The sequence below is a fragment of the Leeuwenhoekiella sp. LLG6367-2.1 genome (assembly GCF_045055775.1).
Taxonomy (GTDB): domain Bacteria; phylum Bacteroidota; class Bacteroidia; order Flavobacteriales; family Flavobacteriaceae; genus Leeuwenhoekiella; species Leeuwenhoekiella aequorea.
Genome location: NZ_CP159331.1, coordinates 750,953 through 769,688 on the forward strand (window position 1 = coordinate 750,953; position 18,736 = coordinate 769,688).

The window sequence follows — 18,736 nt, forward strand, 5'->3', positions numbered from 1 at the left end:
TTTGTATTAAAAATTAAAGTTATGGCGATCAATTATTACTCATAAATTCATCCAGTTGCGCTTGTGTAGCAATAGTCATAGATTTTATAGCAATACCCAGTTGCATCGCAATTTCTATTTCCTGCCACATTCCTGCACTTATACGGTTACCGTATAACCATATTTCATTAACAAAATTTCTAGAAAGTAATGCCATATTGTTTGCAATTCCGCGGCTGCGTTGCTTGTGATCTGTATCATCTAACATCATACAATCTGTTACATAGGGTGCAAATGGAACTATGTCTGCACGACTTAAATTGAGATCTCTTACAATTTCCCGAATTGCCTGCAAATTTTCTTCTTTATTAGGGTAAGCAACAGGATGCGCGATATAAATTATTTTCATTTTATTTACTTTTTAGATAGCGACTACAGCAGTTTCTAAAACTGTTGTATTCCTGATATTTTGTTTCTCCAAAAATTTCAAGATACTCCTCATTAACCTGGTTAAAGGCTTCTACTTGAGTACGGCTGGTAGGCAACAATTTAAAATAACGCTGAAAGAAACCTTCACGTGTACCTATAGTGCGCGCTAACTCATACTGACTGCGAAGCTCTGCGCTTTGACGCTGCATTTCTGCTAATTTTTCTGGTGTTATAATTGGCATAAGTTGAGGGTTTTTGTGATTAGATTTTAAACGTTAGATTTTATATTAGAAGTCCTATCCCAATCTATTATTAATTTTTCGCCGTTTCGAGTTGACAACTGATGTGTTGCCTTTTCAAGTTCCCTCAAACACTCAACACAATCATTTTTACTCCAAAAATCCCAAGGATTAAAAATTAAATTTGAAGGGGCTCTGGTTTCTGTTTCAAAATCTAACAAAGAATAAACTGGGAAATCTTTTATAGCTTCAAAAGCCTCCTGCGTATCGTAATACGCACCTCTTTCAACTTCAAAATAAATTAATTCATAATCCTCTTCTATATCTATATTTCGAACTACTACAGCATACCTATCTGTGCGAGCAATTAACTCCATTGGAATATTTTCTTTCTTAAAAAAAACTTTTTGACCTGGTATTAAATTTTGATAATTCATAATTATTAAGTTGAGTTATTAATTAAACAGCCATATCAAAAAAACCGCTTTGAGGCTTTTGATAATTAGTGATCAAGATCTCTGTACGGGTATTTTTAATATTTTGACGATCTTTTAAATAGATAACATTCATATTGTAATCTGAAGCAAAATCAAGTACACATTCGTGATTAAATTCTGACATAGCAGTATTTATTCCGCAGTCCTGCATTATTCTGAAGCAATCTTCAGTATCATTTACAGACCACTTTGGCACTTTGTAATAATGCTCAGTACCTAAATAAACTGGATCCATATAAACAAAACAATCAGATTTTGGGGTTACCTTTTCTTGAAAGGATATTTTAGGAAGCACTTCTCTAAAGTCACAGTTTGTAATTTTACTATCTGATAGAAATTGCAGCGTAGGCTCTAGCCGATTGATCAAGTTTCTTTTATCGTGATTAATACCCAATCTAATTGTATCTCCTTTACCTAAGTAGGTGAAGTTTGAAAGCAACAGAAAACGAATTGCTTTTTTTAATGGATCTGATTCTAAATTTTTACGCCAGTAATTGATCAAGTCTTCAGACACAGGTAATAGCTCGATCGCTTTTTTCAATTTTTCAAAATTATTAAGCACTTGTAAATACAAATTATAAACATCACTATCATAATCATTAAGAATAGAAAATTTTGGTTTTTCCAAATAAAAAAAGCTACCGCCTGCACCAAAAAAAAGCTCAATTCGCATACGGTGTTTTGGAAAGTTATCGCGGAGCAGATCTTTCATTTTCCTTTTATTTCCAAGTCTGGTTAATATCATAATTATTAAGTTGAGTTGATTAGATATATACTTCGGCATCGGGGTTTGTGTATTTGCCTACGTTTGTTTTTTTCTCTACGCTCATAGAACCACCTAACGCCATAATAGTGGCGACAATCCCATCGATACGATAGCCGTGACCTATAGATTTACCTTTGTGTGGCTTTACATTTTCGTTAGGGTCACGCACTACGATTGTGCCGCTTAGCATCCATCGTAAAAGCGGGTTGTCTTCGTGCAGAATCTTACCTTCCATCACCAGGCGTTCAAATTCTTTTGTTGGTCCGCTCATATTGGCAATTCCCTGACTGAAATACGACACATTATAGTGCTGCTCCATCAACATATTTACCATTTCGGCAGCGTTCCACTGGTCAAATTCTATGCGCACCACACCATTTGTATGGTAGGTTTCTTCAATTTTTGCACGGTACTCTTTATAGTCAACCGTATTACCCTCGGTAGCAATGAGCCAACCCTGCTGCACCCAGCTTTCGTAGGGTACTTTATCTTCACGGGAGCGTCTTTTAATGGTTTCTTTAGGGCAAAACGCCCACAGTTTTAAATATCTAAAGCCGTTAACGTTAGGCTCACTCAAATTCACATAAGCTGTAATATCTGTAGTGGTACTAAGGTCACCACCTGCATAACAGCCTAACTCTTTAAATATGCCAGCAGGAATCTCCTCTACTATACCTTTATCCCATATATCTGTAGATATCCAGATCTCTGGCGCATCTACCCACATATTGAGGTGTTTTGTTTTAAAATTAGGAGCCTTTGACGGTTGGTTTTTTGCTTTAATGTACTCTTTTTCGATACTATTAAGCGACAATCCCTGACCCAAAAGTGGGTTTGCCTTAAACCAGTTTGTTGAATCTTCCCAATTATCACCTTTATCCAGATCGTGAATCATTATCCACAGGTTGTCATCGTGCTTTTTACCCTCTAAAATTTCTATACACGTGTCTTCATATTGCTTACAAACTCCAGATGTGTACACTCCGGCTGTTGTAATGTGATATGTAATAGGCTGCGAACGTTGCACCGATGAGCTTTCTAAGTTTTCTTTTACACCGTCATCTTTGTGGGCGTGATACTCATCTATAATACTTAGATGAGAGTTGATACCATCCTGCGTTTTACTGTCACCACCTAGCGGCCGCATTTTAGAACCATTTGTAGTGAACTGGATTTCTTTTTGCAGCTTACGGAAACCAAAGGGTTCTAAATAGTCACTTTTATGCTGCGGGTGCATTATAAAATCTGCTGCTGCATCCCAGCATATTTTTGCCTGATCTTCTTTTGTCGCGCCAACATATACTTCTGCACTACTCTCACCGTCTATCATCATTACCGCCAGTGCAAGACCCGCCATTTCTGCGGACTTTCCGTTCTTTTTTGCACGCTTATCATACACGGTATTGATACGACGATAACCCGTTTCAACAGATTTCCACGCAAATAGATTATACATTGTAAACTGCTGAAAAGGTGCTAATACAAACGGCTGACCGGCTACTTTACCTTTAGTGTGTTTTAATGCGGCAGGAAAGAAGTTAATGATACGCATCCCTGCCTCGTGGTCTAAATAATAGCCGTCTGCTTCTGCAGTTTCTACCCACTGAAAAAAGCGCGCCACAGCTTGCTTGATACGCAGTCCGGTGATGATCTCACCAGATTGCACACCTAAAGCATACTTAAAGGGTACTGACGCGATTTGTTTTTGTGTGGGTTGCATAAGATTTAGCTATTTACTGTTGTAGGTTTCCCGTGGCAGACTTCAAAAGAGGTAATAATAAAAGTGATAGGACTTACTTTTACATAACCGTCCTGAACACCAACACCCTTGAAGTAATTCTGGAGCTTGACAATTACTTCATCTCTTTGCATTTGTTTTTTATTGATGCAAAATCTACCATTAGATTCTGTTGATCCGTTTTTGATATTGTCATCTATTTCAAATAACTCTCTGAGTTCTGCTATTACTGCTTTTTGCGATTTATACATAATTGAGTTGATATAATTGGTTAATAATCTTCTGGGGCCTGCTCTATTTTAAATCGAATGATTTGCACGATAGCTAGTATTACTAAGGCGGTAAATAATGCCGCACCGGGATGTGCTTCTAAGGTTTTGAAAAAGGCTTCCATAGTTAAAAGTTTGCGGGTTTTAAAGCCTCAGATTTGAGTTCGTTGATAAAAGCGGGCCATAGATTTAACCAAAAGCTTTTAAATGCAGGGGATATGTCAGTGCATAAATCCGGACAATGATTAGTCATATCCATAAGACTTTCGCATCCTTGCATTACAGCAATAAATTCTTCTTTACATGAACAGTTTTTAAGGCTTGATAATTCTGAATTAAGCTCTCTCAACTCTAATTTATCTCGAGTATAATCCTTGATTTGATCTTTTAATGATTCTATTGTCGCATCCAAATCAAACCATCTATCTGCTCCAAATTTACCTGCGGTGTAATGAATGTCTAATCCAATTAGAAACTGCTTGAATGAAGTAGCACAAGCGCCCCAATAATTTTCCCAAGAGCCATAATCTGAAGCTATCTGAATACGGCCAGCATTGTTGCCTGAATCATCAATAGAAATATCTGCGTAAATACCGTGCTCACCTCTTATTTTGTAGAGTTCAATCGTTTTTTTTGATATCGTTGTTTTCATAATTGAGTTATTTAAAAAAGGGTTGAAGGGGCGCAACCCTTTTGAATTAGATAAAAATTACAGTTGTAAACTCTTGAAGTTTTTCTACTTCCTGCATCACTCGTTCTTCTCGAACCTTGTCAATATTTTCGGCCGCGTCTGCAGATTCTAAAAAACAACGTACATCTAAACTGCTACTCGCTTCTATAATTATATCTACCAGTATAGGTGTAGGATTTTCACCTTCTACTAAAGGAATATTTATAGTGAATGCATTAGGCACATTAGATTCTACGGCCTGCTGAAATTCTAAGGTTTTATTACCGCGACGATCGTCTGTATCTTTTAGCTCGCTGTTAACTTTTGCTTGAAAATTATTAAGCGTAGCTACTACATTTGCGTGATCTGCACGCTCTGGAAATATCGCGCGCAACAGTTTAAAACGTTTTGAAAGTTCTTTAGGTCCGTAGGATTTAGAAGAATCATTGATGCCTAAATCTTTATAAAGTTTACCAGTTTCTATTTTACCGGTGATTGTCTGGCGGTCATTTTCCCAACCTTCATTGTTGATGAGTTTAATGGTTCCGTCAGATTTAGAAACCAGACAATGTGATTCCAAACGGTCTGTTACATCACTGCGTACTTCTAAAAATCGTGCAGGTGCGTCTATATTACCGTTTATAGTCAAAGGTCCTGCGTGCAGTATTTTTTCAGCATCACCAGTACGGATGATAATTTCTTTAGTATCTGGTTTATCAGATAATACTTGTGTTACAATTTTCTCATTACTCATTGCTTGCGTTTTTTAAGGTTCTTATTTTGATTTGTTTTTCTGATGGTTTCATAGGTCTAGCGTGTACACAAATACCTTCACTATCGAAGTAGTACATCATACTGCTTTCAGGTTCATCAACCAGAAACAGTTTTCCCTTGCGGTGCTCACTACGGTGTTTAATTGCTTCGAGTAATTCTGCACGTACAGCCTTTGGCGTTTTGATCTTTGCGCGCAATTCCTGATTAATTTGTTTCTTCTCGTACTCCAGCTCTGAAATCTCGATGCTTACTTCTGCAAGATCTGTTTTGCGTTCAGCGAGGTCTGCATCTGTGAGTTGCTTAGTGTAGGCTTCTTCTTTAATCTCATAACAGATACCTTCAAGGTTTTGCTGAATTTCTAGGGCATCTAGTTTTTTAAATGTGGGGTCATAATGTTCCCCGATTTTGAATTGTGACATAATTATTGAGTTTTAGATATTACGATGTGTGTGAATTAAGTTTTTGCTCAAATGCTTCAAGCATTGATAACTGGCCGCTGTTGTCTTCTGCTGCGAGTTCCTTCTCGCTACGCGGGTCCATACCAAATTGTTTAAGGCATTGCATTATTTTCTTTTCGGCTTTTTCCTTTAGGGTGATCTCAGCAGATACCTGGCTCGCACCACTTTGAAAAGTTTGGATGTAACCGTCCCCCATCTGCTTTTCATTTTTGCGCTTTATCTCGCGTAGCGACCATTCAAATTCACCCATTGCATTTGCGAGAATTTCAAGAGCTGCTAAATGTTGAGCTTTGAGTAAATTGTGTTTTATTAAAAGTTGACCCCATTTTTTAAAATGAGATTTACCTTCGTCAGTTAAATAAACTGGAGGCTTCGGCAGCTTTTGTAATTTATCTGTGGCCTTACCTTTGTGAGCGATTGATAGTACACCTTGATTTTTCATAACTCTTGTATTTGATACCCCCCCCTTAATTTATTCTTGTGAGTAAAAACTTTGCTGAAGGGCGTTGTACAGCGTGTTCGTGTGATAGTGATTTTTACCCCTACCCTTATTTAATTTTATTTCTGTGGCTTTCTCTACCTGATTTACTATTGTGATGAGCGTGGCACAGGTTCTGTAATTCTTTATTAGCATATGCATCACGGTTGCTATCTAGTAAATAACCCAGACCTTTGATGTGATCTGTTACTTCTGGAAGTCCTGCACGGTCTTCTGCCATACACTCATAACAAAAAGGGTTTAACTCCTTAAATGTTTTTGCAGTCTTGCGCCACTTGCGCGCATTGTAAAACCAACTTAGGTCACGTGGTCGTGCAAATGCAACTGTTGCAGGCTTGTATGATCGTTCTACTTTGTTAGGTTTAACTGGCATCTTCTGTTTGTTTATTAAGCAGCTTTGCTGCATAGTATCTCCAAGTCTTTTTAATCGCTGAGTTAATCTGGTGCGCGTAAACCGTTTGATCGTATGTTACCTCTCTACCATTGTCATCAACTTTAACTGAGAACTTCTTACCAACTTGAACACTGGTCACACTGATACCGTTACGAGTACACAATGCAATCGCTTTATTAATGTCAATATGTGAAGCCCTTAGTTTCATAATCATTTTAATATGGTGCGTCATCTGTATCTATACCATCACCTTCAATCAACTCTGGCATACCTCTATCATTGATCGTGAACATAAACGGCTCAATGTTTTTACCACGCCCAAACTTCTCTGACACCTCACTTGTATCTTTCATATTCTCACACTTAGCAATCTTAAATACAGTCTCAGATTTATTCTCTAACTCAGTACCTAAATGGCCTCGCATATTCCCGTCACTTTTATTAGCGTGAAGGACCACACAGATGTGCATATCATAGTCAACCGTCCACTTCATAAGCAGCGCAACCATATCACTACTTTCAATAGGGTTATTAAAATCCCGCACAAAGTCTCTAATACCATCAATGACTAAAACATCTATCTCACTGCCATACTTCTCAAGCATTGCCTCGGTTTTACTTAATCGCTCTTTAGCTGCATACTGCTTCATACCAAAGAACAACAGACCCTCATCACCACCAGCCATATACTCAATACGCTTCACTACCTTGTGCGCATCAGACTTTGATTGCTCTGTATCTATCCAAGCCAACTTACCAGATCCCACCGGTAAGAACTTAGGCACTACACTTTCACCTCTAGCAATGCAAGACATCATTAGCGTTAAACCAAATGTCTTTTTAGATTTTGCTATACCTTCTACGGCACTAATGTTACCCTTTGTGAGCTTTGCAATCCCATCGATAAGTAATACCGCTGGTTCTTTCTCGATCTTATCACTAGCACGAATACGATCGCACTCAAAGGCTACACCTTCTACTATCGCTTCTATCGGTTTATCTAGTGCTACTAACTCTTCCATAAACCGTAACTTTCTTGTAAATACCCAAGTACACTATGCATCTGGGTGATATAATGAGTTTTACATTCTGTGAATTTCTTAGCCTTAATCACATCCGTCAATGCCTCTAGGCTGCCATCTGCATTTTTCTTTTCAGCATATGCAAACACATCATTAGCGATAACTTCACCCGCAGCTGCTATGTGAACATCCAGATCTGCATCCTTAACAAATGTTACTTGTGAAGCAATCATTTCTAAAGTCCATTCTCCTTTGTGATATTCAAACACACACAACATCTGGTGCAGTATTAAACAACACACCATATCTGCAAGCAGACTGCGTTTAGTATCTTTCTCAACCGTATTGATTAGATTGGTTAACACATTTATAGTGTTTGCTTTATTGCCTTTTTTATCCTTCGGAAGCGCATTGTATTGCTGCACCAGATCTTCACGGTATTTCTTTGCCTGGTTAAGATCTGCATAGGGCAATAATTTGCAACGTGAAGCGATTGAACGTACAGCATCAACTACAGCCGGTTTAAATTGTTCTTGAGCAGAATTCAATAAGCCAGACATTACTAGATCTTTAGAAATATCTACATTCAAACGCTCCTCAGACAGATCTGAATAGTCACCTAAAAACCCAAGAGCCAACTCAAATGCACACTGATCAAGTGCCGCCTTAGACCCGAAGCTCAAATACAATCCTATCTCATTGCGTATTAACTCTAGCGCATCTATCTGGCAAACTTTAGCCGCTTTTACACGCATCGCATACACCGTTGTAAACTCCTGCAGAATCAAACTATCTATTTGCTCAAAAGTCTTAGCAGAATTATAAATGCACTCACCTGCATTGACTAACCGTATAAAACAATTAATCATCGCAATACGCTCTAGCTTGCGTTCTTCGTTTTTGAAGTACGCTAAACCATCTGCCATAAAGCTGAGTTCTTTTTTTGCCGCTATGATATCTGAGTAAGGCATTTAATTATAGTTTTTCCATTGAAACAAATACTACAGTACCATCATTTTCAGTATGTAATTTCATTTCATATTCAGGCGTAATACAACCATTTTCAACTATTTCAAAATGCGGGCTAAACCCTAAATATTTTACACTATCATAAAAGTTATATTTATGGCTTGATTCAACAGCAATAGGAAAGAAGTTTGAGAAAACTTGCTTTAAAGCAGCTTCCCCAGACTCAAACAAAAACTTCTGAGAAATAGTTATACTTCCTTTTCTCTTTTCTAACGGATTTAGTTTAATTGAAATCATACCCTTAATATTTTGCGTTTAAAAATTTGTTTAGATTTTCAGCTTTTAGCAGAAAGTCTGGCGTTGCAAACTCGTAGTTGTTTTTGCGGTGCCAGTCGTTATTGTGGTGATATAAATTGCGTACAGCCTGCACCATCTGGCTGCCACTAAAGCCGTTTTTTAACTGAATTGCAAAAAGCTTTTTAATCTCATCTGTGGCAACATAACCACGACCGCTTACTTCATTAAATTTTGAAATAAACCAGGTAACACTTTCGCCAATATTTTCATTAGTGAGATCCTGTTTTCCTATCCAGTATAAAAAATGACTTAACAAGTCACGGCGATTGTCCCAGCTTTTTTCTATACCTATTTGCTCAGTTACAAAAACTTCTATTTGAGCTTGAACAACTTCAATCTTAAGTTTGTTTTTACGCGCGGCAGATTCAATATTTGTTACTCCAGATTTTAAGATATTTATTGCTTCTGTAGCTTCATAAATTTTTTTGCCTAAAGAAGGGTGTTGATGTATATATGGTTTATTATCTGTATCATTATATATGTTAGTCCCATTCGGGACAATGAGTAGACACGGGACCTAAGAAATATTCAACAGATTCTGTTACAGCGTACCAATGTGTGCGATTATTTGACTTTTCATTAAAATTTGAAACCTTTAAAGCACCTAATTTTTGACAGTTTTTAAGCACACGCATCACCTGTTTTCTACTCCAGAAATCAAACAATTTCGCAAACGCTTCCTGAGAGTTATACGTCCAGAAATACCCCTCAAAATAGTTACGCTTATTGGCTGCATTTTTACGGCACCAGAAGTGTATATTTTGAAGCATTACGGCATTTTCTACACCGTATTCTTTAGCTAATTCCACATCAAACTGATAGGTCATTTTAAAGATTTTATTAATTCAACTTCTCCAGATCCATAAAGCTTAACAAAGCCGAGCTCAGATAATCGCATTAGTAAGGTATTATTACGCTCATTAAAGTCTAAAGCTTCAATAACATCAGCAGCCCAAAACTTTTCATTTAATCCATAGCGTGAATCTGCTTCTATTAGGAAAATTTTATCATTCCAAAACAGATCTTTACGCTCCCAAAATGAAAGCGGTACAAACACACCTTTAAAACTTCTTTCTAAAGCCATATTCATCTATTTTTCAACCCCATAACTGGAGTAGGTTAATTCTAATTGGTTATGCATTTTCCACGCCCACTCGTAGCCTTCTTTGAGCACAGGATCTACTAAAATCTGTACCGCAAAAGCTTCTAATTGCTCGTTTAAGAACTTTATGTATATCTGGAAAAACTCTGATAATTGTGCATCTGTAAAATCAAAGTATTTACGTGCAGCATAACAAGCAACCGTCTTATAACCACTATTTTCATAAACAAATAGGTCTGCTTCACTCAAGTCATTAAGGCCCGCAAAAACTGCAAGAAACCTTCTGAATTTATTGTACTGCGGGTGTAGGTATATTTTTCCCATTACTGTATAGTTTTACACGTTTTACATTCATCACCAAAACTGGTAGCATCCAGATTACAGTGCATTTTTCCTAAGCAGGTTTTAACACCCGTGAGATGCCGCGAATCATTAACTACTTCCTCAGCTATTTTAACAGCTACTATAAGCGCTTTATATTTTGCTGCATCCACTTTACGTCCTACTCTACAATTCAATCCTGCCATACTACAGATCTTATACGTGCTACGCGCTCTACACCGGCACGTATCACTTTTGTTATTTTAGTTTTCCCGCGTTCTACCTCAAGGATTTCACCAGCTTTACAATGCTGCTTAATAAGATTACGCACACGGTGCTCTCCTATATCACCCCACAACTCAGCTTCTGCAATTTGTTTACAAGTAAGCGAAGCATTTTTGAGGTAACGCTTTTGTTTAAGCCTCACCTCTTGCTTATGGCTACCGGTAACCAAATCACGATGTACAATGACCATATTTTCAGCCTTAAGGCGGTCAAAGAATGCATCGAGTATTTGAGCAGTTGAAGACATAGGTTAATGATTAATATTAGTACTACTTTGGCACCGCTAAACCCACCTGCACAAAGCGAGTAGTTCGTGATTTATTCTCATCACGCTGATATGCAAAAACAGGATAGGTGTAACTGCAGGTTTTATTTGCATAAGCAGCAGCTTTCGTGTGATAGTTAGGTGTAGCGCCTAAAAACAAAGTCGTTTTTTCTTCAGCTATACGCTTCTCTAAATTCACATTGTGTTCAGTAAAAAACATAGGTTGAGAATTAAACTGTATGAATAATTGTTTTGAATTTCCCATTACCACAATCAATAACCTGCTTTCTAGGATGAGATTTGTAAAAGGCAAAAGGACCTATTTGAGTTATAATCGTAGGGTAATTTTTACGATTTCGAAAAGGACGAAATTTGGTACGACGTCTCTCACGACGATTATTACACAACTTTTCTGACTTCTCTACAAGCCTTTCTTCAAATGGAACTGCATTCATAATTATTGATTTTTAGAATTGATATATACTTCACCAGAGCTCAAAGCTTTAGTACCTGGTGTTTTTCCAAAATTTTGCGCGGCAGGTTTTATTCCTTTTCCTGCTTTTGCCTCTGCGAAACATTCTGCCCAGAAAGTCTCTATTTCTTCCCAGCTTAAACCTATTTGACGTAGGCTGGTATTAATAGCATATACACGTGCGCGGCATTCATCTAGATCTAATGCCATAGCTTATTGTATTAAGTATGCAAATGCAGCTAAGCCTAGACAAAACGTGGCGACAAAACCCCACATAAAACCTTCGTGTTTAGCTTCTGCACGTTCAGCTTTTACTAATTCTTTGTAGTCGATGTAATTCATAATTATTCAGATTTGAGTTTCTCTAGTAAGGCTTCAAAATCATCACTCATCGTATCGTCTTTATGGCGATAGCCGTAATAATTCCAAAGTTTTTTAATACCATCAACACCGTCATATTTTCCCGGTAGCAGTTCCTGAACGATGTTCACAAACTTCTCGCGGGTATCAAAACCCCGTGTTGCAAATCCATTAATAACCGCAACAACGCGGGTGATACTCTCTAGCTTAAAGTTGGCCGGAGTGATGCAGATTGGTTTATTAGTTTTACAAGCATCTGTTTTATTCATACCTTTACTTTTTTGGATTTCCATTTTTTTGGCACGGGGTTTGTAATTCCCTTTTGTGTGTCAATGGTTTTCCAAAAATACAGTATTTGTATGGTATAATATAGCATACTATACTATATTTTGCGGATTTTAACAGTATTAATATTGTAAAATACAGTAAATCATTATGTTACGTAAAGAAGAAAAAATCAATTTAATCAGAGAAGAATCTGAAAAACACGGCATTACAGCCTATGAAATGGCTAAAGCTACAGGTATGACTGAATCTGGAATCGCTAGAATTCTTGATGGAACTTCAAAAAACCCGCATAACAATTCTATAAACAAGCTATTAGAATTTGTAGAAACTCGAATTGTAGGTAAATATGTTGTAGGTCATCCCAACTTTACAGAGCCTCAATTTAACGAAGATCAAAGCTCCTATGAAGCTAAGACAGTTATAGCCGCAATCACCGGTTTGCGTAATGTTTTAGAAGGAAATCAAAATCTTATGAGCAAAGCCATAGAAATGATTCTCCTTAATACAGACGAAATACGAGATGAGACCAGCGGCCTAAGAAAACGCTTAAAGAGCGTAGATATGGGAATAAACGATCTTTCAAGAACGGTTAACAAGAGTCTTGCTGCTCGCAACTCTTAGATTTTCACGTAATTGCTTACGCTCTTTTTTCGTATAATTGTCACGATTTTGGCAGTACACTAATAAATCCTTAAGCCCCTCTAAATTATTTTTCATTGAAATCACGTATAAAGTTATAAGGGGATTCCTAATTTATACTTGTTAAAATCAATCGTTTTACAGATTTCTGTAATTTAAAATTTAGCAATTTTTAACCATCACTTATTAAGTAGTTTATGAAAAAAATAATTACACTTTTTTTAATTAGCCTTACAATTTACAGCTGCGGAGTAACAAAAACCCCGGTAAGCATAGAACCTATTTCACGTGATGTACCTGCCGCAGGATCTTCAGCAGATTTATACGTGAAGGCAAACAACTGGATGGTTGAGAATTTTAGAGACGCAAAGTCAGTCATTCAATTTTCAGACAAAGAAGCCGGTATCGTTACAGGTAAATATTTAATGTATGATGGCAGCTATTCAAGCGCATACCAGATTGTAGATGGTGCAATATTTGCAATCGTAAAAATACAGGTGAAAGATGGTGCGACACGTATTACTATAAGTCCAGACAATTACACCGCAGTAGGAAGTAGCTTGGCACCAGATTACGAGTTTACAGAAGCAAAAGCACGTAAGGTTGTATTAGATCTTATTGACAGTTTTGAAAACTATATGAATACTGAAGTAGATGATTTTTAAAATTTTCCGCGCGGCTTATTTCTTAGAACCTTTTTCCTGACGCTGGGAAAAAGGTCTTGAATTCGACACCTTGAATTATTACTCGAAATAAATAACTTTGCGGTGTGCCGCATCACGCACAGCCTCCGGATATTTATCCTTATAAACCGTATCAATATCGTCACGCTCGTGGCCCATTAATTCTCGTATAATATCTTCATCTATTTTTGCGAATTTGGCGTGTGTAGCAAATGTGTGGCGCATAACACTTGTACCCCAGTTTTGATCAAGAGGCAACAAGGTGATATTTAGATTCTTTTTTAAACGCTGCAAGGTTTTATAATGTACTGTTCTAAAGGTTTTGTAATCATTTGGCTCTTTACTAAAATCAAATAAATACACAGGATCTACACCTGCATATTTTTCAAAAATTTTCCGCGCCTTCTCAAAAACCTTAACATCAAATTCTACCTCATAGCGTTCTAATTTTTTCCGCACCAGCATCAAACGGTCTTTATAAAAATTGGCTTTCTTTAAGTAGTACAAATCAATTAAGTTAACACCTCCCAGATAATATTGCAGTAGTGAGAAATCCACGGTTAACTGCTGACGCGGTGAAAGGTCCTGCAAGCCTTCTAACATCATAACCGTTTGTACAGCTAAATACCTATTTTTTTTGCGTCGTCTGCGGGTGTACAAATCCTTAGTAACTCCTTCAAACGGAAACGTATTTACCAGATGTACTTGCGGGTCCTTTAATGCTTTATTATACAAAGCACGCAAACAAGCCACGTATTCTTTCACCGTTTTATTTGTTAGTTTTTTCCCCGTGCGATCGCTTAATGTATTTAACTTCTCATATTTAAAGCTTTCTAAAAATTGCGGAGTAACATCCTGCCAACTTAAGAAAGGTTTAAAAGCCTTGAATTGCACTTTTGTAGAATGATATGCATCTGCAGTACCACCACGCCCCATTGACCGCATACGCGCAATTACTGTATCAAAATAAGTATATACATCACTAGCACTACTCACACTCTCGTGCAGCAACATTGCAAATGCCTGGTTAAAGTCGGTTAGTTTTTTGAATTCGCTTTTTAATGCAGTAGCACGCATCTGTAGAATAGATGTTGTAAGATCCTCATAATCTGGGTGCGATGTCCGCGGAAGCTGCTGTACTTCATTCCAGTCATTAAGTTCAGAATGACCAATAGTTTTACGTTTTAGCCGCTTAGAAAATAAAACGATCTTTACCGGAAACCCTTTTTTTGAGCTGCCATCGTTTTGATACAGTAATATATTAAGCTCCATAAATCGTAAAATTATCGTAAAATAGATACGTATTTTATACGTAAATATAGACTTTTACGGCAATCTCACAAACCTACTAAAAACTAAAAAACCCTTAACATCACTGATATCAAGGGTTATTTAAGCAATACTTAATAAGTGGGATATATTGGATTCGAACCAATGACTTCCACGTTGTCGACGTGACACTCTGAACCAACTGAGTTAATATCCCATTACAAACAAAACTAGTAATGCATTTTAATCTGTGTTTATAATTGAGCTAATCTACATAAACTAAGCGTAACTATGAATAAAATACTATTTCAAAGCTATGCTCATTATAAAAACTTAATTTTAAAATATAAATAAAACTATACCTATGAGAATACAGGCTTTTCAACTTAATTTAAAACTGGCAAGCATAGCACTTGTGTCGTTACTCTTATTTTCTTGCGGAGATCAAAAGAAAAAAGATTCTTTGACGGAAAATGAAAATATCCAAGACTCAACCGAAGTAAATCAGTTTGGCGGTCTTGCCTTATATACACTACGCGATGCAATGACCGAAAATACAGAAAACACATTGCAAACAGTTGCTAGTGATGGCTATGCATATATTGAAGCAGCAGGATATGAAAATGGTAAATTTTACAATCTAACGCCACAAGATTTTAAATCACTTTGTGAAGATATTAATTTGAGACCTGTAAGTACGCATCAAGGATCTGTTACTCTAGAAAATGCAGCACAAATGATTGCTGATGTAAAAGCTGCCGGCTTTGAATATTTTGTAATCCCGGTACCTCCTATGGGTATGTTTACTTTTGATCAAGAGACAATGACTATGGGAATGGATGGAACTGTAGAAGAACTGGCTACTATTCTAAACACGCTTGGAGAACAATGTACTGCTGCAGGACTGACATTGTTGTATCACAATCACGACTTTGAATTTAAAAAAAATGAGAACGGAATTGTGCCTATAGACTACTTGCTTGAAAACACCGACACTAAAAATGTTAACTTTCAAATGGATCTATATTGGGTAACTAAAGCTGGTGCAGATCCTGTCGCCTATTTTGAAAAGTATGCGGGTAGGTTTAAATTATGGCATGTAAAGGATATGGATGACGAAGGCAAATTTGCTCCTGTAGGTGAAGGAACAATTGACTTTAAACGTATTCTTGCCGAAAAAGAAAAATCTGGAATGCAGTATTATTTTGTAGAACAAGATCAGACGTTTGATACTACTCCATTAGAAGCAATTAAAATAAGCCATCAAGGTTTAGAGACTATTGGTTTTAATTAAAACCAAATAGTATTACAATTTTAAAAAGGCTATCTAATTAGATAGCCTTTTCTTTTTGCACTTTTAACCGACTGTTATTTTAAAGCATAGCATTTTTCAATATATCAGGTCTTTAAAGTGAATATTATTTAAGAATTAAATAATAATCTATAGAACATAAATGCTTTGCAGCTGCAACCGTCATAAAATTAAATTCTGATTCTAATAAAGTTTCAGTTTACATATTCTATTTTCCTAATCTGCTTTCCAAGAAAGCAACTTAATTATATTACGGCATTGCTAACCCTTTTTACTGGTTTGCATATCAAGAGGTTTCAGATAGTATTTTAATTTGCTAAATTGGTTAGCATTTCTGAAGTTCAGAAATTTAAACCGAAAATTATGAGTACAATAAAAACTTCCGTAAATCGTCGTTCTTTTCTTAAAACCTCAGCTTTAGCCGGTGGCGGAATGCTATTAAGTTTCAATTGGCTCTTGCATTCTAACACCAAAGCGATTGCTGAAGAACAAATTTCTGAAGGATGGTTTGAAATGAATGCCTATTTAAAAATAGCTACAGATGGGACAGTGACAATAATGGCTCCCAATCCAGAATTTGGTCAAAATGTATTAACATCCTTACCTATGATTGTTGCTGAAGAATTAGACGTAGACTGGGATCAAGTTGTTGTTGAGCAAGCCCCTTTTCGTACCGATTTATATACGAGACAATTTGCTGGCGGCAGTCAATCTGTACGGCAAGGTTATAATGCCCTACGTACAGCCGGAGCAACAGCACGCCAGATGCTAATTAATGCCTCTGCCAAAGTCTGGAATGTTTCAGCTTCAGAAATTACAACCACAAAAGGCTTTTTAAAACATACATCCGGTAAAAAAAGTACTTATGGCGAAATGGCGGAAGCAGCATCGCAAGAAAAAGTCCCAGAGTCTGTAGAATTAAAAAATACCGAGGATTTTACGATCATAAGCAGCTCTAAAAAGAATGTTGCTTTACCAGACATTGTAAGCGGAAAACCCTTATTTGGAATGGATTATAAGGTGCCGGGAATGAAGTATGCTACCATAGAACATCCTCCTGCATTTGGACTTAAATTGAAATCTTACGACGGTACGGAAGCTTTAAAAATGCCCGGCATAACTGCTATTTTTGATATTGATATTTACAATGAAGGCTATGAGTTAAACATCTTTGATACCGCTACCTTTCCCAATCTAGTGGTAGTGGTAGGTGATTCTACCTGGCAGGTTATGCAAGCAAAAAAAGCATTAAAACTGGAGTGGGAACCCTTTGAAGAACATACGCTTAAACTCAATGTCTTTGGCAATAAATCGACTCAGGTAGTTCCAGCAGGATTGGAGAGTTCTGAGGATCACTGGGAACAGATGGATGCTAAATCTAAAGAACCGGGTACTGTAGTACGCAAAGATGGCGATCCTGAAACAGCTTTTAAAAATGCCGCTAAGATTATTGAAAGTACATATACCGCTCCTTTTTTGGCACATAATGCCATGGAACCTGTAAACTTTTTTGCTCACGTTACTGATGATAAAGCAATATTAGCCGGTCCTTTACAGGCGCCAGAACTTACAGAGCCTACGGTTGCCGCACGGCTAGGAATGAGTAAAGATCAAATTGAAATTATTATGACCCGTATGGGTGGTGGTTTTGGCAGACGGGCATATTCTCACGAAGTCGTTGAAGCTGCTGTAATTTCTCAAAAAATAAAAAAACCGGTAAAACTGGTGTATACCCGTGAGGACGATATGACTTACGGCATTTACCGTCCTGCCTACCACGCTACTTTCAGAGCAGCTTTGGATGAAAATAATAAAATGGTTGCCTACCACATAAAAACAGGCGGTATACCTGAAAGTCCGCTGCATGCAAACCGTTTCCCGGCAGGAGCGGTTGACAATTATCTAGCTGAAAGCTGGCAAATTAATTCAAATATTACCATCGGAGCTTTTAGAGCTCCGAGATCTAATTTTATGGGAGGTTCTGAACAGGCATTTTTAGATGAAGTTGCTGTTGCTGCTGGTAAAGATCCTATTGCATTTAGATTAGAATTGTTTGAAAAAGCAAAAATAAGTCCGGTAGGTGAAGACAATGATTATGAAGCAGATCGTTTTATTGCGCTACTTGAATTGTTACGTAACAAATCAAATTGGGAGTCTTCAAAACCCGGCATTCATCGAGGGGTTGCAGCCTATTATTGTCATAACAGTTATGTAGGTCATGTTGTTGACTTGAAGAATGACAATGGGAAATTAGTCTTTGATAAAGTATACAGTGCCGTAGACTGCGGCATTGTTATCAATAAGGATGCTGCACGAAATATGGTGGAAGGCGCAGTAACCGATGGTTTGGGAAATGCGATGTTTGGCAAAATGACTTTTAAGGATGGTGTTCCTCAAAAAAGTAATTTTTACAATTACCGATTGATTCGTATGCCCGAATCTCCTAAAGATATTGAAGTGCATTTTGTTGAAAATGGTAAAAACCCAACAGGATTAGGTGAACCTCCTTTCCCTCCTATTTTTGCGGCGTATACTAATGCATTGTCTCGTGCAAAAAATAAACGCTTTTACAACCATCCTATTCTGGAAGAAGTATAAAATCATAAACGTGTTTAAACAAAAAGAGCCGCTAAATTAGCGGCTCTTTCTTTAGTATAAAACTTATCGTACAGCACTTAAA

At 37.2% G+C, this 18,736-nt stretch carries 32 protein-coding genes and 1 tRNA gene; 4 read left to right on the plus strand and 29 right to left on the minus strand.

Features of this window, described 5'->3' with window-relative positions; genetic code table 11:
* Nucleotides 1-28: 28 nt before the first annotated feature.
* The 27 genes from ABVM53_RS03415 to ABVM53_RS03545 form a co-directional block, all read right to left on the minus strand.
* Nucleotides 29-388, minus strand: coding sequence for a hypothetical protein (locus tag ABVM53_RS03415; RefSeq protein WP_405329502.1), 360 nt, complete (start codon nt 386-388; stop codon nt 29-31).
* Between the two features lies 1 nt (nt 389).
* Nucleotides 390-650 carry a hypothetical protein gene (locus ABVM53_RS03420; RefSeq protein ID WP_405329505.1) on the minus strand — a complete coding sequence of 87 codons (261 nt, stop codon included), beginning with the start codon at nt 648-650 and terminating at the stop codon, nt 390-392.
* A gap of 26 nt (nt 651-676) precedes the next feature.
* Nucleotides 677-1,084 (minus strand): hypothetical protein, encoded by a 408-nt coding sequence (locus ABVM53_RS03425; RefSeq protein ID WP_405329508.1) that lies wholly within the window; start codon nt 1,082-1,084, stop codon nt 677-679.
* Nucleotides 1,085-1,106: 22 nt separating this feature from the next.
* Entirely contained in the window at nt 1,107-1,928 is an 822-nt protein-coding gene (locus ABVM53_RS03430) for a DNA adenine methylase (protein WP_405329511.1), read from the minus strand.
* Nucleotides 1,909-3,630, minus strand: a complete 1,722-nt coding sequence (locus ABVM53_RS03435) for a terminase large subunit (protein WP_405329514.1) — start codon at nt 3,628-3,630, stop codon at nt 1,909-1,911. Before ABVM53_RS03435 ends, ABVM53_RS03430 begins: the two co-directional genes overlap by 20 nt.
* A 5-nt stretch (nt 3,631-3,635) precedes the next feature.
* Entirely contained in the window at nt 3,636-3,899 is a 264-nt protein-coding gene (locus tag ABVM53_RS03440) for a hypothetical protein (protein WP_405329517.1), read from the minus strand.
* 20 nt (nt 3,900-3,919) lie between these two features.
* Nucleotides 3,920-4,042: a hypothetical protein gene (locus ABVM53_RS03445; protein ID WP_405329520.1), complete on the minus strand. Its 123-nt coding sequence runs from the start codon at nt 4,040-4,042 to the stop codon at nt 3,920-3,922.
* Nucleotides 4,043-4,044: 2 nt separating this feature from the next.
* Nucleotides 4,045-4,569, minus strand: coding sequence for a hypothetical protein (locus ABVM53_RS03450; RefSeq protein ID WP_405329522.1), 525 nt, complete (start codon nt 4,567-4,569; stop codon nt 4,045-4,047).
* A gap of 46 nt (nt 4,570-4,615) precedes the next feature.
* Nucleotides 4,616-5,341, minus strand: coding sequence for a hypothetical protein (locus ABVM53_RS03455; RefSeq protein WP_405329524.1), 726 nt, complete (start codon nt 5,339-5,341; stop codon nt 4,616-4,618).
* Entirely contained in the window at nt 5,334-5,780 is a 447-nt protein-coding gene (locus ABVM53_RS03460; RefSeq protein ID WP_405329527.1) for a hypothetical protein, read from the minus strand. The genes ABVM53_RS03455 and ABVM53_RS03460 overlap by 8 nt, the downstream gene beginning before the upstream one ends.
* Nucleotides 5,781-5,799: 19 nt before the next feature.
* Complete coding sequence (locus ABVM53_RS03465) at nt 5,800-6,261, minus strand: P27 family phage terminase small subunit (protein WP_405329530.1); 462 nt, start codon at nt 6,259-6,261, stop codon at nt 5,800-5,802.
* 106 nt (nt 6,262-6,367) lie between these two features.
* Nucleotides 6,368-6,691 (minus strand): hypothetical protein, encoded by a 324-nt coding sequence (locus ABVM53_RS03470; RefSeq protein WP_405329532.1) that lies wholly within the window; start codon nt 6,689-6,691, stop codon nt 6,368-6,370.
* On the minus strand, nt 6,681-6,920 hold the full coding sequence (locus tag ABVM53_RS03475; RefSeq protein WP_405329535.1) for a hypothetical protein: 240 nt from the start codon (nt 6,918-6,920) through the stop codon (nt 6,681-6,683). The genes ABVM53_RS03470 and ABVM53_RS03475 overlap by 11 nt, the downstream gene beginning before the upstream one ends.
* A 7-nt stretch (nt 6,921-6,927) precedes the next feature.
* Nucleotides 6,928-7,734 carry an AAA family ATPase gene (locus tag ABVM53_RS03480; RefSeq protein ID WP_405329538.1) on the minus strand — a complete coding sequence of 269 codons (807 nt, stop codon included), beginning with the start codon at nt 7,732-7,734 and terminating at the stop codon, nt 6,928-6,930.
* Entirely contained in the window at nt 7,722-8,705 is a 984-nt protein-coding gene (locus ABVM53_RS03485) for a hypothetical protein (RefSeq protein ID WP_405329541.1), read from the minus strand. Before ABVM53_RS03485 ends, ABVM53_RS03480 begins: the two co-directional genes overlap by 13 nt.
* A 4-nt stretch (nt 8,706-8,709) precedes the next feature.
* Nucleotides 8,710-9,000: a hypothetical protein gene (locus ABVM53_RS03490; protein ID WP_405329544.1), complete on the minus strand. Its 291-nt coding sequence runs from the start codon at nt 8,998-9,000 to the stop codon at nt 8,710-8,712.
* Between the two features lie 4 nt (nt 9,001-9,004).
* Complete coding sequence (locus ABVM53_RS03495) at nt 9,005-9,316, minus strand: hypothetical protein (RefSeq protein ID WP_405329546.1); 312 nt, start codon at nt 9,314-9,316, stop codon at nt 9,005-9,007.
* A 226-nt stretch (nt 9,317-9,542) separates the two neighbouring features.
* Nucleotides 9,543-9,887, minus strand: coding sequence for a hypothetical protein (locus ABVM53_RS03500; protein ID WP_405329549.1), 345 nt, complete (start codon nt 9,885-9,887; stop codon nt 9,543-9,545).
* Entirely contained in the window at nt 9,884-10,144 is a 261-nt protein-coding gene (locus tag ABVM53_RS03505; RefSeq protein ID WP_405329552.1) for a hypothetical protein, read from the minus strand. The genes ABVM53_RS03500 and ABVM53_RS03505 overlap by 4 nt, the downstream gene beginning before the upstream one ends.
* 6 nt (nt 10,145-10,150) lie before the next feature.
* Complete coding sequence (locus ABVM53_RS03510) at nt 10,151-10,486, minus strand: hypothetical protein (RefSeq protein ID WP_405329555.1); 336 nt, start codon at nt 10,484-10,486, stop codon at nt 10,151-10,153.
* On the minus strand, nt 10,486-10,689 hold the full coding sequence (locus ABVM53_RS03515; protein WP_405329558.1) for a hypothetical protein: 204 nt from the start codon (nt 10,687-10,689) through the stop codon (nt 10,486-10,488). The genes ABVM53_RS03510 and ABVM53_RS03515 overlap by 1 nt, the downstream gene beginning before the upstream one ends.
* Nucleotides 10,677-11,015: a hypothetical protein gene (locus tag ABVM53_RS03520; protein WP_405329561.1), complete on the minus strand. Its 339-nt coding sequence runs from the start codon at nt 11,013-11,015 to the stop codon at nt 10,677-10,679. The genes ABVM53_RS03515 and ABVM53_RS03520 overlap by 13 nt, the downstream gene beginning before the upstream one ends.
* A 22-nt stretch (nt 11,016-11,037) precedes the next feature.
* Nucleotides 11,038-11,253, minus strand: coding sequence for a hypothetical protein (locus tag ABVM53_RS03525; RefSeq protein WP_405329564.1), 216 nt, complete (start codon nt 11,251-11,253; stop codon nt 11,038-11,040).
* A gap of 10 nt (nt 11,254-11,263) precedes the next feature.
* Complete coding sequence (locus ABVM53_RS03530) at nt 11,264-11,488, minus strand: hypothetical protein (RefSeq protein ID WP_405329566.1); 225 nt, start codon at nt 11,486-11,488, stop codon at nt 11,264-11,266.
* Nucleotides 11,489-11,490: 2 nt separating this feature from the next.
* A complete protein-coding gene (locus ABVM53_RS03535; protein ID WP_405329569.1) occupies nt 11,491-11,715 on the minus strand; it encodes a hypothetical protein in 225 nt (74 codons plus the stop codon).
* Nucleotides 11,716-11,718: 3 nt separating this feature from the next.
* Nucleotides 11,719-11,847 carry a hypothetical protein gene (locus ABVM53_RS03540; RefSeq protein WP_405329572.1) on the minus strand — a complete coding sequence of 43 codons (129 nt, stop codon included), beginning with the start codon at nt 11,845-11,847 and terminating at the stop codon, nt 11,719-11,721.
* A gap of 2 nt (nt 11,848-11,849) precedes the next feature.
* Entirely contained in the window at nt 11,850-12,158 is a 309-nt protein-coding gene (locus ABVM53_RS03545) for a hypothetical protein (protein ID WP_405329575.1), read from the minus strand.
* 142 nt (nt 12,159-12,300) lie between these two features.
* On the opposite strand from ABVM53_RS03545, the gene ABVM53_RS03550 reads away from it, so the two are divergent.
* Both ABVM53_RS03550 and ABVM53_RS03555 read left to right on the plus strand, forming a co-directional pair.
* On the plus strand, nt 12,301-12,774 hold the full coding sequence (locus ABVM53_RS03550) for a hypothetical protein (protein ID WP_405329578.1): 474 nt from the start codon (nt 12,301-12,303) through the stop codon (nt 12,772-12,774).
* A gap of 215 nt (nt 12,775-12,989) precedes the next feature.
* Nucleotides 12,990-13,457, plus strand: coding sequence for a DUF4468 domain-containing protein (locus ABVM53_RS03555; protein WP_405329581.1), 468 nt, complete (start codon nt 12,990-12,992; stop codon nt 13,455-13,457).
* Nucleotides 13,458-13,535: 78 nt separating this feature from the next.
* On the opposite strand, the gene ABVM53_RS03560 is transcribed toward ABVM53_RS03555, so the two are convergent.
* Both ABVM53_RS03560 and ABVM53_RS03565 read right to left on the minus strand, forming a co-directional pair.
* Complete coding sequence (locus tag ABVM53_RS03560; RefSeq protein ID WP_405329583.1) at nt 13,536-14,747, minus strand: phage integrase SAM-like domain-containing protein; 1,212 nt, start codon at nt 14,745-14,747, stop codon at nt 13,536-13,538.
* 139 nt (nt 14,748-14,886) lie between these two features.
* Nucleotides 14,887-14,961: transfer RNA gene (locus tag ABVM53_RS03565), tRNA-Val, on the minus strand.
* A gap of 147 nt (nt 14,962-15,108) precedes the next feature.
* On the opposite strand from ABVM53_RS03565, the gene ABVM53_RS03570 reads away from it, so the two are divergent.
* Both ABVM53_RS03570 and ABVM53_RS03575 read left to right on the plus strand, forming a co-directional pair.
* Nucleotides 15,109-16,038, plus strand: a complete 930-nt coding sequence (locus ABVM53_RS03570; protein ID WP_405329586.1) for a sugar phosphate isomerase/epimerase family protein — start codon at nt 15,109-15,111, stop codon at nt 16,036-16,038.
* 381 nt (nt 16,039-16,419) lie between these two features.
* A complete protein-coding gene (locus ABVM53_RS03575; RefSeq protein WP_405329589.1) occupies nt 16,420-18,654 on the plus strand; it encodes a molybdopterin cofactor-binding domain-containing protein in 2,235 nt (744 codons plus the stop codon).
* Nucleotides 18,655-18,736 lie beyond the last annotated feature (82 nt).